The organism is Nitrospirillum iridis, assembly GCF_014205765.1.
GTDB classification, from domain to species: domain Bacteria; phylum Pseudomonadota; class Alphaproteobacteria; order Azospirillales; family Azospirillaceae; genus Nitrospirillum; species Nitrospirillum iridis.
In genome coordinates, this window is the sequence record NZ_JACIIZ010000013.1 from 41432 (window position 1) to 63253 (window position 21822).

Genomic DNA, 21822 nt, shown 5'->3' on the forward strand with positions numbered 1-21822 from the left:
TTTCATGGGGGCGGCCGCCGTCAATCGCCGATGCGCTGTGGCCGGCCACGACCGATGGCCCCATCGGACCGGGCCTTCAGATAGCCGTAGATGTCCTCCAGGTAATTCGCCACGTCCTCCGTCGTGCCGAAGGAGGGCATGACGTTGCTGTTGGCGGTGTTCACGTTCTTGCGGCCGTTGATCACGGTTTCGGCGAAGGTGTCATAATCCATCTGTTTCAGGCTGTCCGTCAGGGCCGGGGCGTAGGAGCTGCCGGCGCCATCCGGCCCATGGCAGCGCAGGCAGGACTCGCCATAACGGCGGTAACCGTTATAGGTGCCGGGATCGACCTTGCCATCCTCGACCTTGTAGGGCTTGACCTCGGCCGTCTTGGCGGCGGGGGCGCTGCCGTTCGCGGCCGCGGCAAGGCCGGCGGTGACGCAGAGGGGCAGGGACAGGACGGTGACGGCAACGGCCAGTGCCACGCGTTTCGGCATCAGTCGGACCTCTTTTCGCAAAGTGAATGTCCAGTGCATGGGCGTAGGGGCAAAGAAGCTCCGCCTGGGGGTCTCCCAGGCGGAGCTTTAGGAAAGAGAGGGTTACGGCAGGGCGAAGACGGTGAGGACACCGCCCAGCTGGGTGTAGTTGGACAGCTGCTTGTAGGCGCCGACGGCGCCCAGGCCATCTGTGTCGCCGCCCAAGCCGGCCGCCATGCCGATGCCGGCCCAGCCGCCGACACCGGACAGCACGGCGATATATTGCTTGCCGCCATGCTCATAGGTTGTGACGTTGCCGATGATTCCCGAGGGCGTCTTGAACTTGTACAGTTCCTTGCCCGTCTTCATGTCGACCGCCTTCAGGTAGCCTTCCAGCGTGCCGTAGAAGGCGACGCCGCCCGCCGTGGTCAGGGCGCCCGACCAGACGGAGAAGGTCTCCTTGTTGGACCAGACGATCTTGCCGGCGCTGGCGTCCCAGGCGATGAAGTTGCCCAGGTGGGTCTCACCCTTGGGCGGGAACATCGACAGGGTGGCGCCGACATAGGGCTGGCCGGCGGTGTAGGACACCTTGAACGGCTCGTAATCCATGCAGACATGGTTGGTCGGCACGTAGAACAGGCCGGTGTCCGGCGAGTACGAGGCCGGCTGCTGGTCCTTGCTGCCCAGGGCCGCCGGGCAGACGCCCTTGGTGTTCTTGTCTTCGCCGTTCTTGTCGGTGCTGTACTGGGCCACCACCTCGGGCCGGCCGGTCTTCATGTCCACGTGCGTGGCCCAATTGACGGCCGGATCATACTTCTCCGCCACCAGCAGTTCGCCGGTCTCGCGGTTCATGGTGTAGGCGAAGCCGTTGCGGTCGAAGTGGACCAGCGCCTTGACGGGCGTGCCCTTCACCTTGATGTCGGCCAGGATCATCTCGTTGACGCCGTCATAATCCCATTCGTCATGGGGCGTCATCTGATAGACCCACTTGGCCATGCCCGTGTCGGCGTCGCGGGCGAAGATGGTCATGGACCATTTGTTGTCGCCGGGGCGCTGCTTGGGGTTCCAGGTCGACGGGTTGCCCGAGCCGTAGTAGATCAGGTTCAGCTGCGGGTCATAGCTGGTCCAGCCCCAGGTGGCGCCGCCACCGGTCTTCCACTGGTCGCCCTGCCAGGTCGACAGCGAGGAGTTGGCGCCGACGGGCTTGCCCAGGTTCATGGTCTTCTGGGGATCGATCAGCATCTGGTCGTCGGGGCCGACCGAGTAGGCCTTCCAGGCGACGGAACCGTCCTTCAGGTTATAGGCGGTCATGCGGCCCTGTACGCCGAACTCGCCGCCGCTGATGCCGACCAGCACCTTGTCCTTCACGATGACGGGCGCGCCCGTCATGGTCTCGCCCTTCTTGGCGTCGCCGTTGGCGACCTTCCACAGCTCCTTGCCGGTCTTGGCGTCCAGCGCCACGACATTGGCATCGGCCTGGTTCAGGATGATCTTGCCGTCGCCGTAGGCCACGCCGCGGTTGACTGTGTCGCAGCACATGACGGGGATGACGTTCGGATCCTGCTTGGGCTCATACTTCCACAGGATGCGGCCCTGGTTGGTCAGGTCCAGGGCGTAGACGATGTTGGGGAAGGGGGTGTGGACGTACATGACGTCGCCCACGACCAGCGGCCCGCCCTCATGCCCGCGCAAAACGCCGGTGGAGAAGGTCCAGACCGGACGCAGCTCCTTCACGTTGGTGGTGGTGATCTGTTTCAGGCTGCTGTAGCGCTGGTTGGCGTAATCGCCTGATTGCATGACCCACTGCTTGGAGTCCTTGCTCATCTTGGACAGTTCGTCGTTGGCCAGCGACGGATGGCTGACCAATAGGCTGGCCGCCACCAGGGCGGTCCAGGATAACAGGACCTTCTTCCGCTGATTCATCATTCCCTCCCTGGGGATTGGCCGGTAGGTCCGGCCGATTTGGTGTCCGCCTGGCCGGCGGATGGGCGACGCTTAAGAAAGGCAAACGGACGCACTAGGGAAACGGATGCGCGACAATCGGGGAGGACCCGCCGGCCCAGCCCCGTGGATTTGTGCGGGCGTCAGACGTCCGCGCAGGCGTAGCAGTTGATTTCCATGCCCAGGGCGATCTCGGTGATGGTGGGCTTCTTCCAACGCATGGGGACTCTCCTCAAAGGTTTAAGGATGTATCGGGTACCAATCTCTCTTCCGCCTCAGGCCGCCGTACGCTTTCCCGGTTGGACATCACGGTGAGGTCCAGGTCCCCCAGCACATGGGCCGAGCCGCTGAATGGCCAACCCGCCTGGCATCGCTAGGGTATCCACAGACACCGTTGAGACCGGACGTTCATTCGGATAGTGGCGGACGGGGTGCTGGTGACCGCACGCGTCGCGGGCCAGGCGTCACGCGGGAATTCCGACTGTGGCAGTTCTTTGTCTTTTCAAAGATATGGTCCGCCCTTCGGCTTGGTGCCCATCTTCAAGAAGCCTGTCCCGGGTGCCAATTGTACTTTGGTACAAGGATGCAGCCGGCCCGGCGTGTCGGGCGCGACGGCCCGCCGCCGATCACCCTGCGGTCTCATAAATTTCTTCCAAAACAATTCATTGTCATACTCCGGCCGGGAACGGAAGGGGCGCATCCGGCCATTGTCGGCCTAAGCCTCTCAGGCACTAGCCGTCGGCGCCAGGATCGACTATCGTCAAGGTCGAGGAAACGCCGACTGATAATCGCCCGCAAACGAGGCGACGCATGCCGCAAATAATCATTGCCGACGACCACCCCATGGTGCGGGGCGCCCTGGCGCTCGCCGTGGAATCCGCTTTTGATCAGCCTGAAATCCTGGAATGCGCCCATCTCGGGGCCGTGACGCAGTTGCTGGAGTCCATCGGCGCCGCCGATCTCCTGCTGCTGGACCTGCGCATGCCCGGCGTGGACGGTTTTGAAGGTCTGGTGCGCATCCGCAGCCAGTTCCCCGCCACCCCGGTGGTGGTGATCTCCGCCTTGGAGGATCCGCGCCTGGTGCGGGAGGCACTGGCCTTGGGCGCCATGGGCTTCATCCCCAAATCCACCCCCCGGGCGGAGATCGTGGCGGCCTTGGCCCTGGTGGCCGGCGGCGGCACCTATCGCCCCGACGACCTGGTCTCGGCGGCCCCGCCGCCCGATGCCAAGGGCCAGGCGACGGACGACGATTTCCTGCAACGGATCCTGACCCTGACGCCGCAGCAGCGCCGCGTACTGCAGCTGCTGGGCACCGGCAAGCTGAACAAGGAAATCGCCTATGACCTGGACATCGCCGAAACCACGGTGAAGGCCCACGTCTCCAGCATCCTGCACAAGCTGCGCGTCTACAGCCGCACCCAGGCCGTGGTCATGGCGGGCCGCCTGCATCTGGACAGCTTCGCCGACGTGGCCGAAGGCTGATCGGACCCCGCGAGGCCATGATCAGCCGGGTGGGTGCGACACCCCGCGCACGTCCGGGGAAGCCCCGTCGCGGGCACGATAGTGGGCCAGCAGGCGGGGGCACAGCGCTTCCAGCCGGGTGTCGGTCTCGGCGCTCCGCGGTTTGTCGCGGTGCACGTCAGTGACACCGCCGCCGCGGGCGTTGCCGAACACCACCCCCATGGTTTCCTGCAGGGCCGGTTCCGCCGCCCATAAGGTGCCCAGCAGCTCGTTATAGCCCCGCCGATAGATGTAATGCTCGTCGGTCAGCGGCCACCCCAGGCCCGCCATCGCGGTGAACACCGACGGGTCGCGGGCCAGGAAGTCCTCGTAATGCACCACGGCGTCGAACCGCTGGTGCCGTTCGGCGAACAGCTGGTCCAGGATCAGGAACTTCTCATCCATCAGGCCCGAATGATGGCGATAATCCTTGGTCTTCAGGCTTTCGTAGTTATCGCGGGGGTCGCGCAGCAGCAGCAGCACCTTGTCAGGGCGGAACCGCTCGACATGCACGGCCAGGGGATAGGCTGTGGTCACCACCACCTTGGCCACGAAATCGGCGCTGGTGGTGACGCGGGGGGCGGCAAAGTTATTGGGGATGTCGACCAGCGCCAAGCATCCCGGCCGCTCCGCCAGCGCCCGGGCGAAGGCCGTGGCGCCGGCCGACTGCATACCGTGGATCAGCAGGCGCATGGTGCCGCCTCCTTGGGCGCCGCGCCGGGGCCCGCCGGGGCGCTGGTCGGGTCGGACTCGGGAAACGTCATCCAATCCTCCGTCAGCTCGGCGGTGATGAAGACATAGCGGCGGGTGTGCGGCGTCGGATGGCGCGGGCTCACCCCGTGCAGGGCGTTCACGTTCTGCGGGAAGATCACCATCCGGTTGGCGGCGTAGGGGATGGTGGCCACACGGTCCACCGTGTCCGGCGGCACTTCATATGACGAGACGGGGCCCGCCGGCCCGCTTCGCCAGCGGAACAGTTCCAGATCGCCGCCCACGGCGTCGTCGTCCGGTGCCCGCAGGTAGAACAGGCAGGAGAACAGGCGGTTCGGCGTGTCCAGGTGGGCCCCACGGGAGGAGGAGGGTCGATCGCGCACGGCGCTGTTGATCTCCAGCCGCGCGTCCTGGTGGATGCGGTAGGGCCCGGGGTTGCTGAGGCTCAGCCGGCCGGTGCTGTGGTTGGTCAGGCTGCCGTCCAGGACCGCCAGCATCGCCGGGTCCCAATGGCCCGCGAACAGGGCCGCCACTTCGGCCAGGAACGTCGGTCCGCTGTGCAGGGCCAGGAACTCCTTCCAGCACTCCGGCAGATCCGGGGCCTCCATCAGCAGCTGGGCCGGCAGGGCGAAGCGACGGTTGTTGGGCACGCGTTCCGGCGGGCAGTCCCACGCCAGGCGCTGGAAACTGGGGAAGCTGGCGCTCAAGGCCTCATACAGCTCCGGCTCCACGGGCAGGTCGGCCACGATGTGGGGGAAGGGATCGGTGCGGATGTCCGCAGCGGTCAGGCCGGCCAGGAGAGTGCGCATGCGGAGACCTTGATGGGAGGCTTGTTTCAGTCCACGGGGATATCGCCGGTTGTGGCGGGGTGTCAACGCGCCCGATCATGGACAGGCGACAGCGGCCGCAGGCCCGACTCACCCCAGCATGCTGGACAGCAGGGCCCGCAGCTGGGCCGGGTTCAGAGGTTTCTTCAGCATCCAGTAATGATGCTGCTTCACCAGCGCCTCGACCTCGGGTGTGTGGTCGGCGGTGACGATGATGCCCGGCGGGGCGTCGCCGCCGCTGGTGGCGATCGCTTGGCGCAGGCGGCTGACCTCCTCGGGGCCCGTGTGGCCCTCACTGAGGTGGAAATCGGCGATCAGGGCGTCCGGTGGGCGGGGCAGACGGGCCAGCACCTCCAGCGCCTCTTCGCCCGTGGAGGCCACCACCGCTTCACAGCCCCAGGCGGACAGCAGGGCCTGCATGCCCATCAGGGCGCTGGGCTCGTCATCCAGCACCAGCACCAGGGCGTCGTCCAGGGGGCGGCTGCCGCCGTCACCCACCAGCCGCCGGGGGGCGGCCGAGGCCGTCATGGCGCCCAGGGGCACCGCCACCGAGAAGACGGAGCCCCGCCCCACCACCGAGCGGGTTTCCACCGTGACGTCCAGCACCTTGGCCACGCGGCGCACGATGGCCAGGCCCAGGCCCATGCCGCGGCCGGCGGCCCGTGTGCGGCCCTCGCGTCCACCGCCCAGGGGGTTGCCCAACATGGGGCCGCGGTGCAGCTGATGGAATTCCTTGAAGATTTCCTCCAGCTGGTCGGTTGGGATGCCGGGGCCGCTGTCCCACACCTCGATGCGCAGGAAATCACCCCGCCGGCGGCAGCCCAGCAGCACGCCGCCGTGTTGGGTGTAGCGGATGGCGTTGGACAGGAAATTCTGCACGATGCTGCGCAGCAGGCGGATATCGCTGCGCACCACCGCGCGTGACGGGGCGTAGCGCATGGCCAGCCCCTGTTCATGGGCCAGCACCTGATGCTCGGTGGACAAAGGACCCAGCAGGCTGCCGATGGGGAAGTCCACGATCTCGGGCGAGACGGCGCCGGCATCCAGCTTCGAAATATCCAGCAGGGCGTCCAACAGCCCCTCCACCGCGCCCAGCGACACGTCGATGTTGTCGATCAGCGAGCGGTTCTTGCGCGTGTGTTCCAGCTCCGCCAGCGCCGAGACGAACAGGCGGGCCGAATTCAGGGGCTGCAGCAGGTCATGGCTGGCGGCCGCCAGGAACTTGGTCTTGGACAGGTTGGCCTGCTCGGCCTCTACCTTGGCGGATTGCAGGGCGCGCTCCACCTCCCGCCGCTCGGCGATCTCCTGCTGCAATTGGCCGTTCAGGGCGGTCAAGGCGGCGGTACGCTCGGTCACCCTGCGTTCCAGGGTCTCGTTCGCCTCCTTGATGGCGGCGTCGGCCCGGCGCCGTTCCGTCACGTCCTGCATCAGGGTGAACAACCCGAGGATGACCCGGTTCTGGTCGCCCTGGGGCAGCCCGATATGCGGCACGAACGTCACTTGGGCGTAGCGGGGCTGCTCGTCCGGGTCGCTGGCGCCGGTGGGGGGCAGCTCCACCTCGAAGGCCACGGTCTGGCCGGCCAGGGCCTGGCGGATATAGGCCCGGCAGCGGTCATAGAACGCGGGCGCCAGCACGGCACGCATGCGTCGCCCCAGGATGGCCGTTTCCGCCCGTCCCAGCCATTGACGGTAGGGGGCGTTGACGAACTGGTAGCGCTCTTCCGCGTCGGCATAGGCGATCAGGGCGGGCATGGCGTCCGTCACCAGGCGGATGCGCCGTTCGCTGTCGCGCAGCGCCTCCTCATTGCGCTTGCGCTCCGTGATGTCGGTGAAGGTCAGGACGAAGCCACCGTCCGGCATGGGGTTGCGTTCGATGTCCAGCACCCGGCCGTTGAACCAGGTCTGCTCCAGCCTCAGCGGCAGGGGATTGATCTGCGGGTCGAGGAAGCGGGGCTCGCTGATGCCATGGGGCTGCAGCCCGTCGTTGAAGCGCTGGAAGTCCGCGAACACCGCGCCCCGGCGCACGCAGCGTGTCGACAGATCCAGCAGGCGCACGAACTCGTTGTTCCAGGCCACCAGCGCCAACTGCGCGTCATACACCGCGACCCCCTGGAAGATGTTGTCCAGCGTCGCCTGCAGCAGCGTGGTCTTCTTGGCCAGGGCCGCCTTCCACTGCTGCGTTTCCCGCCGCTTCAAGGCGGTGATGTCGGTGTAGATCGCCACCACGCCGCCGTCGTTGGTGCGCTTCTCGTTGATCTGCATCCAGCGACCGTCGCTCAGCGCGTGGGCGGTGGGGCCCTGGCACTCGGCGTGCTGGCGCAGGCGGCGGCGCACCCAGCCGTCCGGATCGCGGTAGGCGTCAATGACGCTCTTGCGTTGGACGGCCAGGTGGACCATGTCGCTGAAGGACATGCCGGGGTGGACGTCGCCCGCCATGCCGGGCCAGAAGCTCAGGTAATCCTGGTTGAACAGCACCAGCCGGTCGGCGGCGTCGAACAGGGCGAAGCCGCCGCTGACCGCCTCGATGGCCGTGAACAGCCGCAGGCGGGCGGTTTCCGCCTGCTCCCGCGCCTTGGCGGCCTCGTGGTAGGACCGCTCAAGGTCGACCAGCGCCTCTTCCAGCGACTGGGTGCGCGAGCGCACCTGCGCCTCCAGCGAGATGGCCGTCTGGAACAGGGAAAAGGCGGAGCCCTGGCCGTCGATGTGCCGCTCCACCCTGTCCATCAGCGACTGGTTGATACGGGTCAGCTTGGCGACCCGCTGCTCCAGCTCCGCGATGCGCTGGGCGGGGTCTTCCCCGTTCGCGGGTTCACCCGCCAGGGGGCTCTCTGGGGGAAGGGACGGGGCAATCGCCTTGGGCGCGATCATGCCGCACCGATGGCGACGCCTGTGAATGTCTGGTTGACGTGCATGGACATGTACTGTTCGCCATAGGTGCAAAAGCCGGTGACGCGATGCGCCATGAACAGGTCCGACACGGCGGCCTTAAGGTTGCGTTGTTCGGTTTCCAGATCCCGCAGCACGCAGTCGAATCCCACGATGGCTTCCGGACGTCCGCCGACCTCCCGCTCCAGGCGGCGGAACAGTTCATGCAGATTTTCCACGATATCGATGCCGCGCGCCACCGTCAGCACCAGCCCCTCGTCAATGGCGCAATGAAAGGTCAGGCTGTTGTCCGGGTTGACCTTCTGGATGGCGCGCACATGGTATTGTCCGCCCACCCGCACCACCACCGGATGGGCGGCGAAGATCTTGGGGCTCAGCGGCTCGTTCGACAGGCCCACCAGGCGGGCGTATTCCAGGGCCGCGGGTTCCGCGTTGATCTCGAACACCCGGCGCGACTCCAGGTCGGCGCCGGTCACCACCATCTTGTGCGCCGTGGGCACGAAATGCTCCGTCTTGAAGACGGAGAAGCGCCGGCGGGTGGTCACCAGCAGCAGGATGGCGGCATCCCGGACGAAGCGGCCTTCATGAAGGACGAAGGTGGCCTTGAAGTCCAGCCCATCGCCGGCCGAACCGCCGATCAGCGGCAGGCCCGCCAGCGCGTTGCCGATGGCGCTGACCAACCGCTCCTCCCGCGTCGACAGACCGTCCACCAGCAGCAGGCCGAATCCCGCGCGGCCCTGGGCCTGGGCATGGCGGTGGGCCACCAACTGGTGGGTGCGCTCGATGGTGTCGGCGATCTGGAATTGGCTCAGACCTTCGAATAGGGCCGAATGCACCGTGAAGTCTTCCGCCGGGAAGCTGATGCCGCTCAGGCCGCCGCTGATGTAGCCGAAGGGCGTGATCTCGCCGGCGGTGGTGCAGCCGAACACCGGCGTGGATCCGAAGGCCTCGGCCAGGGCCGCCAGCATTTCCGCCCGGTCATAGGCGGGGGAAAGGAACACCAGGACGAAGGCGGCGTCACCGCCACCGATCTGCTGGCGCAACTCCGCCACCGCCGCCCGGGCGTCGGTCTTGTCCGATCCGCCCCGGCGCAGTGGCACGCCGGCGCCCCCCCCACCCCGCGTGGTCGGCTGCGGGCGCGGGGCGGCCGGAGACACAGGGGGGAAGGGGTGTGGCGGAAGGGATGTGGTAACGGTCGCGGTCATCGCGGATCCGTTGGTTGGTGGGACGGTTTCCGGGAAGAAGGCCGGATCGGACATGACGCCAATGCCATCGGGGGGGCGGGTGGGAACACGGTTGGGCCCGCGGTTTCGGGAGGGGCCGCTGTCGCCAGGCTTGGTCTTCATGGGTCCATCCGGGTGCCGTCCGGCGGCCGTGTCATCGAACCGCGCGCGAACCGCGCCCATGATTGCATAGGCTTGCATAGCCTGCGCAAGGGGCAGGAAGCCCGCAACGGTTCTTTAGTTCTATTGCGCGACCAAGGCAAACGACTTCAAGTGTGACATTAAGGCGGGGCCCAGAAAGACCCCGCCAACCAGCAGGGAAATGATCGGCGCGCGGGAACTTCCGCCGACAGGCGCTTTATTTATGTAAATTCAGCGCTTACGCCCTGCAGATATAAGCCGGGAGGAAACAAGAATGAAATCCATGCGGATGGCATTGTTTCTGGGCGTGACAGCGATCAGCGGGCTGGCCTGCTTGCCAGGGTCGATCGCGAAAGCGGATACAACGGATGACTTGTTGGCCAAACTACTGGCCAAGGGCATCTTGTCCCAGCAGGAATACGACCAATTAAAGCAGCGCAAGGCGGTGGAAACGCCGCCGCCACCTTCGCCAGCGGCCACGGCCGCCGCCAGCGCCGCCGCCGTGGCAGCGACCCCGGCGCCCGACCCCTTCGCCGTGCGCATGACGGAAAAGGGCATCGGCATGAAGGTCGGCCCCGTCGACGTCACCCTGTCGGGGGAGATCAATGGCTTCTACGTCCACGACAGTCCTGACAGCGTGGCGCCCAACCATGTGGTCGCCGGCGGTCTGGCGGCGGTGGGCAGCAGCGACAACTCCTCCATTCGCAACGGCCTGCTGCCGGGCAACTTCGCCATTGAGTTCAAGACCCAGCAGGAGGGCTTCGATATCGTCGCCCACTTTGGCATGTATCCCGGCCTGAACAGCGTCTCGGGGTCGGGCGGCGCCAATTCCGCCGGTGCTTCCCGGGCGCTGGCCACGTCCGGCCTCGATTTCCGCCAGCAATACCTGACGGTGGGGACACCCGCCATGGGTACGGTCAAGGTCGGTCGTGACATCGGCCTGTTCGGCCAACAGGCCATCCTGGACGACTTCACGCTATTCGGCGTGGGATCCACCGGTGGCAACGTCGCCCCCTCCAACACGTCGTTGGGGCGCATCGGTCTGGGCTATGTCTATACCGACTTCATGCCCCAGATCACCTACACCACGCCCAAGTTCGGCGGCCTGACGGGCTCCGTCGGCATCTTCCAGCCGTTGGACGCCTTCAACTTCTCGGGCCTGTCCGGTACCCTGTCCGCCCATGACGAGCCGCAAATCCAGGCGGGCCTGAACTACGAACTGCCGGCTGACGCCAGCAGCCTGGTCAAGGCCCAGCTGTGGACCAACGTCGTCACCCAGAGCCTGAAAAGCGTCTCGGCGAGCGAGGCCCTGGCCCAGGGGCACAGCGTGCGGGGGACCGGCTGGGACTTCGGCGCCAAGGTCGATATCGCCGATGCCCAGTTGGTGGCCTATGGCTACACCGGCGACGGGCTGGGCACCACCGGCCTGTTCTTCGACAGCGTCAGCACCGCGGGCAAGGCCCGTAGTTCCGACGGCTACTATTTCCAGGGCAGCTACACCTTCTTCAAGCGCTTCACCCTGTCGGGCAGCTACGGTTTGAGCCGCCTGGGCCTGGCGTCGGGTGAGGTGAACCCCCTGTTGGTGAAGACCAACGAGTCCTGGGCCGCCGGCTGCAAGTACAAGCTCACCAGTTGGGTTAACCTGATCTGTGAGTACGCGCACACGACGGCGACCGCCCACGGCGGCAACAAGGCGCAAGAGGATACCATCGCGGCTGGCGCCATTGCCTTCTTCTGAGGGCTTCGCCATGTGTCCCCGGAGGCCCCTTGCGGGGCTGAAGGGGATCCCGCGCGGGTCCGTTCGGTGCCCGGCGTTCAAGAAAACGCCGCCGAAAAGTGGGATTGCTTGACGTAAAGGCAAATTAGAATTATTTTAAATATAGGAACGGACATAGGTCCGTTCCTCAAATCCGGAGGAAATGCGATGACCTGGAAGACTCCGAAGATCGTTGAAATCGCGCTGGGCATGGAAATCAATTGCTACGCCTGCGCTGACGTCAAATAAATCCATCAACGACTTGGGGCCGTCGCGGGTCGTCCGGTCATTCCCGCCAGCCCGCGGCGGCCCTTTCGTGCTTTGGCTTCGCCTAAGGACCCATGCATATCCTTGTTCTCGGCGCGGCGGCCGGTGGCGGGTTCCCCCAGTGGAACTCGTACGCTGAGGCTTGCCGGCGGGCGCGGGCCGGTGATCCGGCGGCGCGGTCCCGCACCCAGGCTTCGCTGGCGGTCAGCCACGACGGTCGACGCTGGTTTCTGCTGAACGCGTCGCCCGACCTGCGCCAGCAGATCGCTGCCACCCCGGCCCTGCACCCCGACCATGGTCCGCGCTCCACCCCCATCGCCGGCGTCGTGCTGAGCGGCGGCGACGTTGACGTCATCGCGGGCCTGCTGAACCTGCGCGAACGCCAGCCCTTCACCCTGCACGGCACGGCGCGTACCCTGGGCATCCTGGACGCCAACCCGATTTTCGAGGTTCTGGCCCGCGACGTGGTGCTCCGCAACACCTTGCCGTTGGGGCAGCGTGTGCCGCTGACCGGTGGCGGCTTCGCCGGTGGCGACAGCGGCCTCTGGATCGAACTGTTTCCCGTTCCCGGCAAGGTGCCCCTGTACCTGGAAGGGAAGGATGGGCCGCCACCGATCGTCGAGGGGGAGGATACGGTGGGCGTGGCCGTGGATGATGGCGAGCGTCGCTTCTTCTTCATCCCCGGCTGTGCCGCCATGACCCCCGGCCTGGCTCAGCGCCTGCGCGGCGCGGACCTGGTGTTCTTCGACGGCACACTTTATACCGATAGCGAAATGATCCAGGCGGGCCTTGGGACAAAGACTGGGTTACGAATGGGGCACATGAGCGTGGACGCCACGCTGGCCGCCTTCGCCGACCTGGACGTGCGCCGCCGGGTCTTCATCCATATCAACAATTCCAACCCCATCCTCATGGACGACAGCCCGCAGCGCCGGGTGGTGGACCAGGCGGGATGGGAGGTGGCCTTCGACGGAATGGAAATCGTCTTATGACCGCACTGCCGCAGGATCGCGTCCTATCGCCGGAAGAACTGGAGGCCGCCTTGCGGGCCGTGGGGGCGGAGCGCTACCACAACCTGCATCCCTTCCATAAGCTGCTGCACAGCGGCGCGCTGGATCGTGGCCAGGTCCAGGCCTGGGCGCTGAACCGGTATTATTATCAGAGCCGTATCCCGGCCAAGGACGCGGTGCTGCTGTCCCGCCTGCCCACGCCCGACCTGCGTCGCCTATGGCGCAGCCGGCTGGAGGACCACGACGGCTTCCCCGGTGCTGAAGGCCCCACGAATGGCGGTATCGAGCGCTGGCTGCGGCTGGCCACCGGCGTAGGCCTGGACCGCGATTATGTCCAATCCACCACCGGCATCCTGCCGGCCACCCGCTTTGCCGTCGACGCCTACGTTTCCCTGGTGCGCGACCGCAGCGTGCTGGAGGGGGTGGCGTCCTCCCTGACTGAGATGTTCTCGCCCACCATCATCGCCGAACGTGTGTCCGGCATGTTGGCCAACTACGATTTCATCACCCAGGAGACACTGGCCTATTTCACCCCACGCCTGACCCAGGCGCCGCGGGACGTGGACTTCGCCCTGGCTTATGTCAAGGAACACGCCCGCACGGCGGAGCAGCAGCGGGCCGCCATCGCGGCGCTGACGGAGAAGTGCAACATCCTGTGGGCGCAGCTGGACGCCCTGCACTTCGCCTATGTCGAGCCCGGCTACATTCCGCCCGGCGCTTTTGTCCCGGAAGGACGGTCCCGATGACGGCGGACCCCCGCACAGTGGACCAGGCGGGGGAGGCGGCGGTGCCGCGCTTTGCCCGCGGGGTGAAGTTCCGCTTCGATGAAACCCGGAAAAGCTGGATGGTCCTGGCACCGGAGCGGCTTTTCCTGCCCGATGAGGCGGCGACCGAGATCCTGAAGCTGGTGGACGGCCAACGCACACTGGGTGCCATCGTCGATGATCTGGCCACGCGCTTCGACGTCCCCCGGGGCGAGATGGCGGGCGATGTGCGCGGCATGCTGCGGGACTTGGCGGAAAAAGGCGTAGTCCTGCTATGACCGGCCCCTCCTCCCACGCCCATGCGGTGGAAGCCCCCATGGGGCTGCTGGCGGAACTGACCCACCGCTGCCCCTTGCGCTGCCCCTATTGCTCCAACCCGGTGGAATTGCAGCGGGCGGGGGAGGAGATGGACACCGCCACCTGGAAGCGCCTGCTGGGCGAGGCGGCGGCGCTGGGTGTCCTGCAGGTCCATTTCTCCGGCGGGGAGCCCACCGCCCGCAAGGACCTGCCGGAGCTGGTGCGCCACGCGGCGTCCCTCGGCCTCTACACCAATCTCATCACCTCCGGCGTACTGCTGGATGGGCCGTCGTTGGCCCTGCTGGCCGATGCGGGCCTGGACCATGTGCAGCTGAGCTTCCAGGATGTGGAGGTGGAAAGCGCGGAGCGGATCGGCGGCATGCCGGGGGCCCAGGCGCGCAAGCTGGCGCTGGCCCGGCTGGTGACGGATGCCGGCTTGCCGCTGACCCTCAACTTCGTCGTCCACCGCCAGAACCTGGACCGCCTGCCGCGGATGATCGCGCTGGGGTTGGAGCTGAGCGCCGCCCGCATCGAGGTCGCCCATGTCCAGTACTATGGCTGGAGCCTGATGAACCGCGACGCCCTGCTGCCCAGCCGGCAGCAGCTGGAGCGGGCGACGGCCGAGGTCGACGCCGCCCGGCTGCGGCTGAAGGGCCGCATGGTCATCGACTACGTGCCGCCCGACTACTACGCCGCCCGGCCCAAGGCCTGCATGGGCGGTTGGGCCCGGCGCTTCATGAACATCTCGCCCGGCGGCTTGGCCCTGCCCTGTCACGCGGCGGAGACGCTGCCCGGCTTCGACTGGCCGTCGGTCGCCACGGGCTCGCTGGCGGCCGCCTGGTATGACAGCGAGGCCTTCAACCGCTATCGCGGCACCGCCTGGATGCCGGAACCCTGCCAGGGCTGTGAGCGCAAGGAGATCGATTGGGGCGGTTGCCGCTGCCAGGCCTTCGCCCTGACCGGCGATGCCGGCCGCACCGATCCGGCCTGTGCCCTGTCACCCGACCACGGGATCATGCTGGCGGCGATCGAGGCGCGCGGCGAGGCCCCGCCAGACTTCATCTATCGCCAATACGGGCCGCCGCCCGGGATCAAGCAATCGGCGGCCAAGGCGCCGGTGGGGGAGGCATGGCCCGCCGAACCCTGATCCGGGGCCTGTGCCTGGCGTTGATGCTGGCGTGCCTGGGGCCGGCGGCCCGTTCACGCGCCGCGCCGGGCACGGGTGCTGACGGCGGCGACTATGTGCGGATGGTGGCGCCGGGTGTGTATGTGCGCCCGGGCCTGGTCCAGGATGCGACGGCGGCAAACCGGGACGCCATTGCCAACATCGGCTTCATTGTCGGCCGGGACGCCGTGGCGGTCATCGATCCCGGCGGCAGTGCGGCCGATGGGGCCCAGCTGCGCGCGGTCATCCGGTCCTACAGCCCGCTGCCCATCCGCTATCTCATCTACACCCATGTCCATCCCGACCATGTCCTGGGGGCCGTCGCCTTCGCCCAGGACCACCCGGTTGTCGTGGCCCATGCCCGCTTCGCCGCCGCCTGGGGCGAACGGGGCGCCTTTTACCGGCAGGGGCTGGCCCGCATCCTAGGGGGCGATGCCGCCCGGGCCGGGGATGCGCTACCCCCCACCCAGGCGGTCGGCGACGCGACGGATGTCGACCTGGGTGGTCGCGTCCTGCACCTTCTGGCCTGTGGCGCCGCCCATACCGACAGCGACCTGGCCATCTATGACGACCAGACGCGCACCCTGTGGGCCGGTGACCTGCTGTTCCAGGATCATGTCCCCGTTTTGGACGGCAGCCTCTCGGGCTGGCTGAAGACGCTGGCCCAGCTGAAGGCCCTGCCGGCGGTGCGGGCGGTGCCCGGCCATGGGCCGGTCCAGGTGCCCTGGCCGGCCGGGGTGGCGGATGAGGAACGCTATCTCACCACCCTGGCGCGGGACGCGCACGCCCTGCTGGCCCGGGGCGGAGACATCGACGGTGCGGCCGCCATCATTGGACAGTCGGAAAAGGGCCGTTGGCGGCTGTTCGACGCCTACAACGGCCGCAACGCCATCACCGCCTTCAAACAGCTGGAATGGGAGGATACGCCATGAGGTGCCGCCTGCGTGCCCTGGCCGTGCTGGCCGCCCTGGTCGTCGCCTCATTGGACTTGCCGCGATCGGCGTGGGCCGAAGACCCGGCGGCGGATGCCGCCCGCTGGCAGGATTTGCGCCAGATGCTGTTCGCCGGCCACAGTCTGACACCGGCCAAGGGCCAGATCGCGCTGGAGGCGCCGGACAGGGCCATGGATGCCGCCTTGGTGCCGGTGACCCTGACGCTGGACGCCACGCTGCCGCTGAAGGCCGTCTATCTGGTGGTGGACAACAACCCATCGCCCCTGGTCGGCACGTTCCGCTTCGGGCCGGCCGCCGTGCCGGTGCAGCTGAAGACCCGCATCCGGGTGGACGCCTATACCCATATGCATGCCGTGGCGGAGACGGCCGACGGTCGTTGGTTCGTGGTGGAGCGCTATATCAAGGCCGCCGGCGGCTGCTCCGCCCCCGCCACCAAGGACGCCCAGCTGGCCTTGGAGCGGTTGGGCCAGATGCGGCTGAAGACGGTGGCGGAAGGGCCGGCCGGGGCGCCTTCCGGTGCCATCACCGCCCAGCTGTTGATCAGCCATCCGAACTATAATGGCATGCAGATGGACCAGGTAACGCGCACCTACACGCCCGCCCGTTTCATCCGCGATGTCACGATCAGCAGCGGCGGCGCCTTGGTCCTCCAGCTTGAGGCCGACATTTCATTGAGCGAGGATCCGGCGCTAACCTTCACATACCATCCCCAAGGTCCTTTGGCTGTCACCGTGCGGGATAGTACCGACGCCACCTTCAGCCATACCTTCCAGGGGGATGGCCCAGACGGTCGATAGAAGGCTGACCGCCTGGGGGCTTCAGTCCTGGATCCAGCGGGTCATCCGTGGGAAGGGGGGCAGGCCGTTGTCGCCCATGAACGAGAAAAGGCCGGCGAAGCCGGTCATCCCCACCCTGGCCAGGGCCGCGGGGCCATGGTGGGTTCCGGCCTCAAGCCAGCGCTGCATGGGGTGGATACCCTCATACGCGGCGACGTGGTAGGAGCCGGGGAAGAAGACGCACCCCAGCGGCACCCCCAAATGCAAGGCAGCGGCGAAGGACCAGGCTTGGGCCATGAACTCCCCCTGCTTCAGAGGCATGGCTAGGACAGGGTCCTCGGGGGCGTCGGACCCGGCATCCGCCGTGATGGCGGCGTGGGTGTCGGCGTGTAGGTCGGTTCCCAAGTGGGGCCAAAGGCGCCGGGGCACGATGGCGACATGCCCCGCCTCATGCAGCAGGTCGCCCGATCCCACCAGCGTCTCGGGGTCGACATGGATGGTGCCGGCATGGATGTTAATGCCCGGCAGGAAGCCGCCCTCCGCCCCGGGGCCGAACACCACGTCGAGGCCGATCTCACGCAGGAAGGCGACAATGGGCGCCAGCGCCTCGGGATGATACATCGACTTCTCACGCCCTAATGCGAAACGCCACCAGTGTCGCGCAAGCGAGGGGCGTCATGCAAGCTGGACGGGTGGTGCGACGCGGCCCCGTCGCGCGGGTCAGGTGCAGCGCAGGTTCACCTCCGCCTGGGCGCGGCGCAGTTTTTCCACCTCGTCCTTGGCGATGGGGGTGTCGCGGAACATGGCGCCACGGTCGCCCAGGCCGCCCTGCTGCATGCGCAGGATGGTGTCGGCCTTTTCATAGTCGTCATAGGGCATCATGTCGGCGATGGTGTCGATGCCGCAGGCGCATTTGCCCAACAGTTCATGCTTGAAGCCGTTCGATGCCAGGCAGCCGATGACGTAATCCGCCCGCACGGCGGTGGGGTAGTCGTAGCGGGGGTGGTGATCCACACCCGCCTTCGGCGCCGCGTGGGCCGAAAGCGCCAGACCGGCCCAGGCCAATACCGGCAGCAAGCCCCGCATGGGGATGCGCGCCATGGAATCCTCCCTTTCTTGTTCTGCGTTCCCAAGGTAACGCAGGCATCGGGCGGCCACCATGACCGATTGGTAGTAGGAATGGAAAACGGGGGCCGCGACGGGCCCCCGTTTTCCATCGCCGGATTTCGGCGCGTGCTTAGACCCGCAGGCCGAAGCGCAGCAGGCCGACCTGCTGGCTGAAGGCGTTGTTCTCCGTTGAGGAGTAGCGGCGGCGATAGCCGATTTCCGCGCCGATGTAGTATTCGGGAGCCAGCGACCAGATGGCGCGCAGACGATTGTCGTACGACCAGTCCTGGCGCCCCGAGCCCTCGAAGTTGTCATTATAGACGTAGGAGCTGAACGTCAGCACGACGTTGCGCTGCAGCTCACGGCGGATGAGGATGCCACCGCCCGAATGGACGATCTGGGACGAGCGGCTGAGCGTCGTCTCCTGCAGGCCCCGCTCGAGGGAGGGGACCACCACGGTCATGCGGTCGGGCGTCCAGTTGAACGCGACCTTGACAGCCAGACCGCTGGGGTCGCGGTAGCGGGGATCGTCCACGTTCTGGTGCAGATAGCCGATCAGGAAGTCGCCGCGAATCAGTTGGGTCAGGTCCACGCCCACACCGGTTTCAACCCGGTATCCCTGGCTGGAGCGTTGGAACCCGTCGCTGTCGACCTTGTCGTCGTACATCACCTTGTTGAACGAGGCCTGCCCCACGGCGGCATAGCCGGGGTAGAGCTCATAGGCTGCGCGCCCGGTGGCGGCGAAGTCATAGCGGTCGCGGTCGCCTTCCTGGATATAGGTGCCATCGCCGCGCGGCACGTCGCGGAAGTCGTGGCGCCCGCCCGCCAGGCTGCCCGTCAGGGTGAAACGGCCCATCTGCTGCTGCAGCGCCGCCTGGGCGCCCACGTTGCGGGTCCGGGTCGGCTCCAGGCCGCTCTGGTCATCCGGGCTGCCGCGGTCCTCATAGGCCTGGTTAACGTCCACGCTGCCGCTCACCTGGGTGTCGCGGCTGAAGTGGTACAGGCCATCGGAATGCAGCGTGCCGTCCAGATGGCTGTCGTGCGTGAAGGTCTTGTAGTACGACTGTTCCAGCCGGCCCAGGAAGTTCAACTGATCATCCGCGAACTGGGAGCGCGCCCAGATTTCGGGCGAGATGCGGGTGATGAAATCGCTCTTGGTGTTCTGCTGGGTGGCGTAGACGTTGCTGTTGTAGGTCTCGGAGACGTCCACCAGCGGAAAAAGGATGTAATTGCCGACGGCGATGCCCTTCGGCTGATAGGCGGCGTTCACGCGCTGCGGATCGTTCACCCCGGCGTCGTCCGTCAGCGCCCCCTGCTCGGTGACGACGTTCGAGCTTTCAGCACCCCGGCGCAGGTCGTTCGTGGCCGACTGGGCGCTTGCCGTCAGGGGCAACAACAAAGTTGTCAAGCAGCTGGCGGCCAGACAAGACGCCCTCATGTGACGAGAAGTGACAAACAATGTAAGCCGATTGCCGGTATCCAGCTCAGGCATTGCAGCAACCTATATTATCCAGTCCCAGAATGAACTGAACCTATCAGGATTGATGCTGTTGTCCAGGCGCAGTTCGCAAAATGTGGCGCAACGGTGGCGGCTGTGACCTAAATGCCGCCGGAGCTTGTGGCGCTCCGGCCCAGGTTCGGGGCTGTCATCCGGCCGAAAAATGGTAGCATCGCCCCACATTCGGTCGGTGGTCCGATGCGGGCGATCTATGCTTGAGGATATTTGGGGGTTATGGCACGGCGTTTTCATTTCTGGTGTCTTATGGCCGTTGTTGGGCTCGCGCCTGCGCCCTTGGGATCGAATCGTCCCCTGGCGTGGACCATTCTGGCGCTGGCGGTCGGTCTGCTCTGCGCGACCTGGCCGCTGGTGATTCGGCGCGAACGCCGGCATCTGGCGCTGACGGTCCGCGCGCTGGCCATTCCTTTGGCCGCCTTCGGGGCGGCTGTGGCCTGGGCACTGGCGCAGACTATTCCGGGTGTCGGGCCGGCGGCGCCTGCGGTCTGGGCCGCGGCCGGGCAGGTTCTGGACCAGGCCGGCTTGTCCACCCCCGTATCCCCTAGCTTGTCCGTGGATCCCTATGCCACCAAGGTCGGCGTCATGCGGCTGCTGACGTATGGCGGCGTTTTCTGGCTCGCCGTCCAGCATGGGCGGCTGTCCCGCCGGCCCTTCAGGGTGGTGGAGGCGTTGTCCGTCATCGCCATCGTTTATGCCGGCTACGGCCTGCTGGAATATGCGTCCGGCACCGAAACCATCCTCAGCATGCCCAAATGGGCTTATATTGGCGAACTCACCAGCACCTTCGTGAACCGCAACAGCTACGCCACTTTCGCCGGCCTGGGCGTGCTGTGCTGCGTGGCGGCGGTCGCCCACCGGCTGGAGGATAGGCGGCCAGGTTTGGCGCCGCTGCTTCTCCATCTGCGCCGGCGCACGGCGTTGAAGGCCGTGGGTGCCATCATGGTGTTGATGGCGCTGTTTTGCACCGGCTCGCGGGCGGGCATCATCGCCTCGCTATTGGCGCTGGCGTCGCAGGGCCTGTTCCTCTGGATGCTCACGGGCCGGCTGGCCCCGCGCCGGGCGGCGGTCGTCCTGCTGGGCTGGGGCGGGTTGATCGGCGTGTCGGCCGCATGGCTGCTGATGATGTCGGACACCTTCGCCGCCAACGGATTCGACCGCGCGTTGGTGTATCGGCTGACCTGGTCGGCGGTGATGGAACGGCCGTGGCAGGGAATGGGGCTGGGCACCTTCTCGGCGGCTTTCGAGGCCTTGCGGACGCCGGTCCTGGTGCTGCCGTGGCGGGAGGCGCACGACACCTATCTTGAACTGATGTTCGAGCTTGGCATTCCCGCCGTCGCGGCCCTGCTGGCGGCCGTGGTCTGGGCGGCGGCCCATCTGGTCAGGGCCGTGTTGCGCCCGGGCGCCAACGGCGGCCTGGTGGCGCTGGCGCTGGCCGGCACGGTGCTGATGGCGACCCATTCCCTGGTGGATTTCAGCGCTCAGATGCCGGCCGTCACCATGTTCTGGCTGACCTTGCTGGGCAGTGGTGTGGCGCAAACCCGGGTGGGCCGGACGTCCACCGGTGCGCCCGCCGCGGGCGCCATTGAAAGTGTTCCCGCGTGACCATTTGGGCGGACGTTGTCCGCATGTCCACTGTTCAAATGAACTGAAATGGAATACACCTTCCCGGGATGCCGCAGGGAAGGCGGCGTGGGATATTCAACTTTGTTTGATCGCTGCGAGGGAGAGGCTGCCATGGCGACGTTCCGGGGATTGTTCTTGGCTGCCGCCACATGCGTTGCGGTTATCGGTGTCGTGCCGGCCGTGGCGGTCGCGCAGACCGCCACGTCTGGAATCACGGTGAATAACCTGCCCCCCGCCTTGCGGGCTGCCGTCCTTTCGGGGAACAGCAACGCGATCACGGCGGCCTTGAACACGTTGTCCGCCGGCAATCCGACCCAGGCCGCCGCCCTGGCCCTGCAGGTGGTGAGCGCGGCTGAAAAGCTGCTGGCCACCAACCCGCAAGCCGCCATCAGCGCCGCGGCTGCGGCGGTTCAGGCGGTGCAGGCCAGCGGCGTCTCCACCAACTCCCCCACCCAGACGTCCCAGGTCATCACCACGGCGTCGCGTATCATCATCAACCCGGCGGTGATCCAGGTGGCCCCGGCGCTGGTGGCGTCGGTGGCGACCAGCGTTGCCCAGGTGGCGTCCATCCCCGCGGTTTATCAGGTCTCGCCGGCGGCGGCCGTGCAGGCCATGGCCAACGCCTATTCGGCCGCGACGACACCCGCCGTCACGGCGGCCGCGCCCACCGTCACCTCCACCGTCGCCCAGGTGTTGACGACCGCCAGCCAGAACACCGCGTTGTCCAGCGCCAACGCGTCCAACACCGCGCAGGTGACGGCCATCCTCAACAACTCGTCCGTCGCCGTGGAGACGACCCAGCAGACGACCACCACCACGCAGACGGCGTCGGTCGAATCGGTCGCCGCTCAACCGTCGTTCACGGTCAGCCCCAACTGAGAGGCTGGTCGCCGGGGGGCCAGGC

General features: G+C 66.8%; 21 protein-coding genes. 11 read left to right on the forward strand and 10 right to left on the reverse strand.

What is annotated here, in order from left to right; translation table 11 throughout:
* Positions 1-20 precede the first annotated feature (20 nt).
* The 3 genes from FHS74_RS21095 to pqqA (FHS74_RS31335) all read right to left on the reverse strand — a co-directional run bounded on the left by FHS74_RS21095 (position 21) and on the right by pqqA (FHS74_RS31335) (position 2617).
* On the reverse strand, positions 21-476 hold the full coding sequence (locus FHS74_RS21095) for a c-type cytochrome (RefSeq protein ID WP_184804706.1): 456 nt from the start codon (positions 474-476) through the stop codon (positions 21-23).
* Positions 477-578: 102 nt separating this feature from the next.
* Positions 579-2378 (reverse strand): lanthanide-dependent methanol dehydrogenase XoxF5, encoded by a 1800-nt coding sequence (gene xoxF5 / locus FHS74_RS21100; RefSeq protein WP_184804710.1) that lies wholly within the window; start codon positions 2376-2378, stop codon positions 579-581.
* A 161-nt stretch (positions 2379-2539) separates the two neighbouring features.
* The gene (gene pqqA / locus FHS74_RS31335) at positions 2540-2617 is read right to left on the reverse strand and encodes a pyrroloquinoline quinone precursor peptide PqqA (protein WP_184805131.1); all 78 of its coding nucleotides are present in this window, start codon (positions 2615-2617) and stop codon (positions 2540-2542) included.
* Between the two features lie 589 nt (positions 2618-3206).
* Between pqqA (FHS74_RS31335) and FHS74_RS21110 the strand changes: the two genes are divergently transcribed.
* Positions 3207-3878 carry a response regulator transcription factor gene (locus tag FHS74_RS21110; protein WP_184804713.1) on the forward strand — a complete coding sequence of 224 codons (672 nt, stop codon included), beginning with the start codon at positions 3207-3209 and terminating at the stop codon, positions 3876-3878.
* A gap of 21 nt (positions 3879-3899) precedes the next feature.
* On the opposite strand, the gene FHS74_RS21115 is transcribed toward FHS74_RS21110, so the two are convergent.
* From FHS74_RS21115 to nosP, 4 genes are all read right to left on the reverse strand, one after another.
* On the reverse strand, positions 3900-4589 hold the full coding sequence (locus FHS74_RS21115; protein WP_184804716.1) for a hypothetical protein: 690 nt from the start codon (positions 4587-4589) through the stop codon (positions 3900-3902).
* Positions 4577-5416, reverse strand: coding sequence for a 2OG-Fe(II) oxygenase (locus FHS74_RS31010; protein WP_184804719.1), 840 nt, complete (start codon positions 5414-5416; stop codon positions 4577-4579). Before FHS74_RS31010 ends, FHS74_RS21115 begins: the two co-directional genes overlap by 13 nt.
* A gap of 108 nt (positions 5417-5524) precedes the next feature.
* A complete protein-coding gene (locus FHS74_RS21125; protein ID WP_184804738.1) occupies positions 5525-8302 on the reverse strand; it encodes a hybrid sensor histidine kinase/response regulator in 2778 nt (925 codons plus the stop codon).
* Positions 8299-9420 carry a nitric oxide-sensing protein NosP gene (gene nosP / locus FHS74_RS21130; RefSeq protein WP_184804741.1) on the reverse strand — a complete coding sequence of 374 codons (1122 nt, stop codon included), beginning with the start codon at positions 9418-9420 and terminating at the stop codon, positions 8299-8301. The genes FHS74_RS21125 and nosP overlap by 4 nt, the downstream gene beginning before the upstream one ends.
* A 640-nt stretch (positions 9421-10060) precedes the next feature.
* On the opposite strand from nosP, the gene FHS74_RS21135 reads away from it, so the two are divergent.
* The 8 genes from FHS74_RS21135 to FHS74_RS21170 all read left to right on the forward strand — a co-directional run bounded on the left by FHS74_RS21135 (position 10061) and on the right by FHS74_RS21170 (position 16693).
* Complete coding sequence (locus FHS74_RS21135) at positions 10061-11422, forward strand: porin family protein (RefSeq protein ID WP_211106459.1); 1362 nt, start codon at positions 10061-10063, stop codon at positions 11420-11422.
* 186 nt (positions 11423-11608) lie between these two features.
* Positions 11609-11689 (forward strand): pyrroloquinoline quinone precursor peptide PqqA, encoded by an 81-nt coding sequence (pqqA, locus tag FHS74_RS31340; RefSeq protein ID WP_184805136.1) that lies wholly within the window; start codon positions 11609-11611, stop codon positions 11687-11689.
* A gap of 92 nt (positions 11690-11781) precedes the next feature.
* Entirely contained in the window at positions 11782-12699 is a 918-nt protein-coding gene (gene pqqB, locus FHS74_RS21145; protein ID WP_184804743.1) for a pyrroloquinoline quinone biosynthesis protein PqqB, read from the forward strand.
* Positions 12696-13463, forward strand: a complete 768-nt coding sequence (gene pqqC / locus FHS74_RS21150) for a pyrroloquinoline-quinone synthase PqqC (protein WP_211106460.1) — start codon at positions 12696-12698, stop codon at positions 13461-13463. Before pqqB ends, pqqC begins: the two co-directional genes overlap by 4 nt.
* Positions 13460-13759: a pyrroloquinoline quinone biosynthesis peptide chaperone PqqD gene (pqqD, locus tag FHS74_RS21155; protein ID WP_184804749.1), complete on the forward strand. Its 300-nt coding sequence runs from the start codon at positions 13460-13462 to the stop codon at positions 13757-13759. Before pqqC ends, pqqD begins: the two co-directional genes overlap by 4 nt.
* Positions 13756-14925 carry a pyrroloquinoline quinone biosynthesis protein PqqE gene (pqqE, locus tag FHS74_RS21160; RefSeq protein ID WP_184804752.1) on the forward strand — a complete coding sequence of 390 codons (1170 nt, stop codon included), beginning with the start codon at positions 13756-13758 and terminating at the stop codon, positions 14923-14925. The genes pqqD and pqqE overlap by 4 nt, the downstream gene beginning before the upstream one ends.
* Complete coding sequence (locus tag FHS74_RS21165) at positions 14907-15875, forward strand: quinoprotein relay system zinc metallohydrolase 2 (RefSeq protein WP_184804754.1); 969 nt, start codon at positions 14907-14909, stop codon at positions 15873-15875. Before pqqE ends, FHS74_RS21165 begins: the two co-directional genes overlap by 19 nt.
* Entirely contained in the window at positions 15872-16693 is an 822-nt protein-coding gene (locus FHS74_RS21170; protein ID WP_184804756.1) for a quinoprotein dehydrogenase-associated SoxYZ-like carrier, read from the forward strand. The genes FHS74_RS21165 and FHS74_RS21170 overlap by 4 nt, the downstream gene beginning before the upstream one ends.
* Before the next feature lie 21 nt (positions 16694-16714).
* Here the strand turns inward: FHS74_RS21170 and FHS74_RS21175 are convergent, their stop codons facing one another.
* The 3 genes from FHS74_RS21175 to FHS74_RS21185 all read right to left on the reverse strand — a co-directional run bounded on the left by FHS74_RS21175 (position 16715) and on the right by FHS74_RS21185 (position 19172).
* The gene (locus FHS74_RS21175) at positions 16715-17293 is read right to left on the reverse strand and encodes a hypothetical protein (RefSeq protein ID WP_184804758.1); all 579 of its coding nucleotides are present in this window, start codon (positions 17291-17293) and stop codon (positions 16715-16717) included.
* A gap of 99 nt (positions 17294-17392) precedes the next feature.
* On the reverse strand, positions 17393-17773 hold the full coding sequence (locus FHS74_RS21180; protein WP_211106461.1) for a hypothetical protein: 381 nt from the start codon (positions 17771-17773) through the stop codon (positions 17393-17395).
* 136 nt (positions 17774-17909) lie between these two features.
* On the reverse strand, positions 17910-19172 hold the full coding sequence (locus tag FHS74_RS21185) for an outer membrane beta-barrel protein (protein WP_184804761.1): 1263 nt from the start codon (positions 19170-19172) through the stop codon (positions 17910-17912).
* A 399-nt stretch (positions 19173-19571) separates the two neighbouring features.
* Here FHS74_RS21185 and FHS74_RS21190 point away from each other — a divergent pair, with 399 nt between their 5' ends.
* The gene (locus FHS74_RS21190; RefSeq protein WP_184804763.1) at positions 19572-20897 is read left to right on the forward strand and encodes an O-antigen ligase family protein; all 1326 of its coding nucleotides are present in this window, start codon (positions 19572-19574) and stop codon (positions 20895-20897) included.
* A 132-nt stretch (positions 20898-21029) separates the two neighbouring features.
* Positions 21030-21797, forward strand: a complete 768-nt coding sequence (locus FHS74_RS21195; RefSeq protein WP_184804766.1) for a hypothetical protein — start codon at positions 21030-21032, stop codon at positions 21795-21797.
* Positions 21798-21822: the final 25 nt, after the last annotated feature.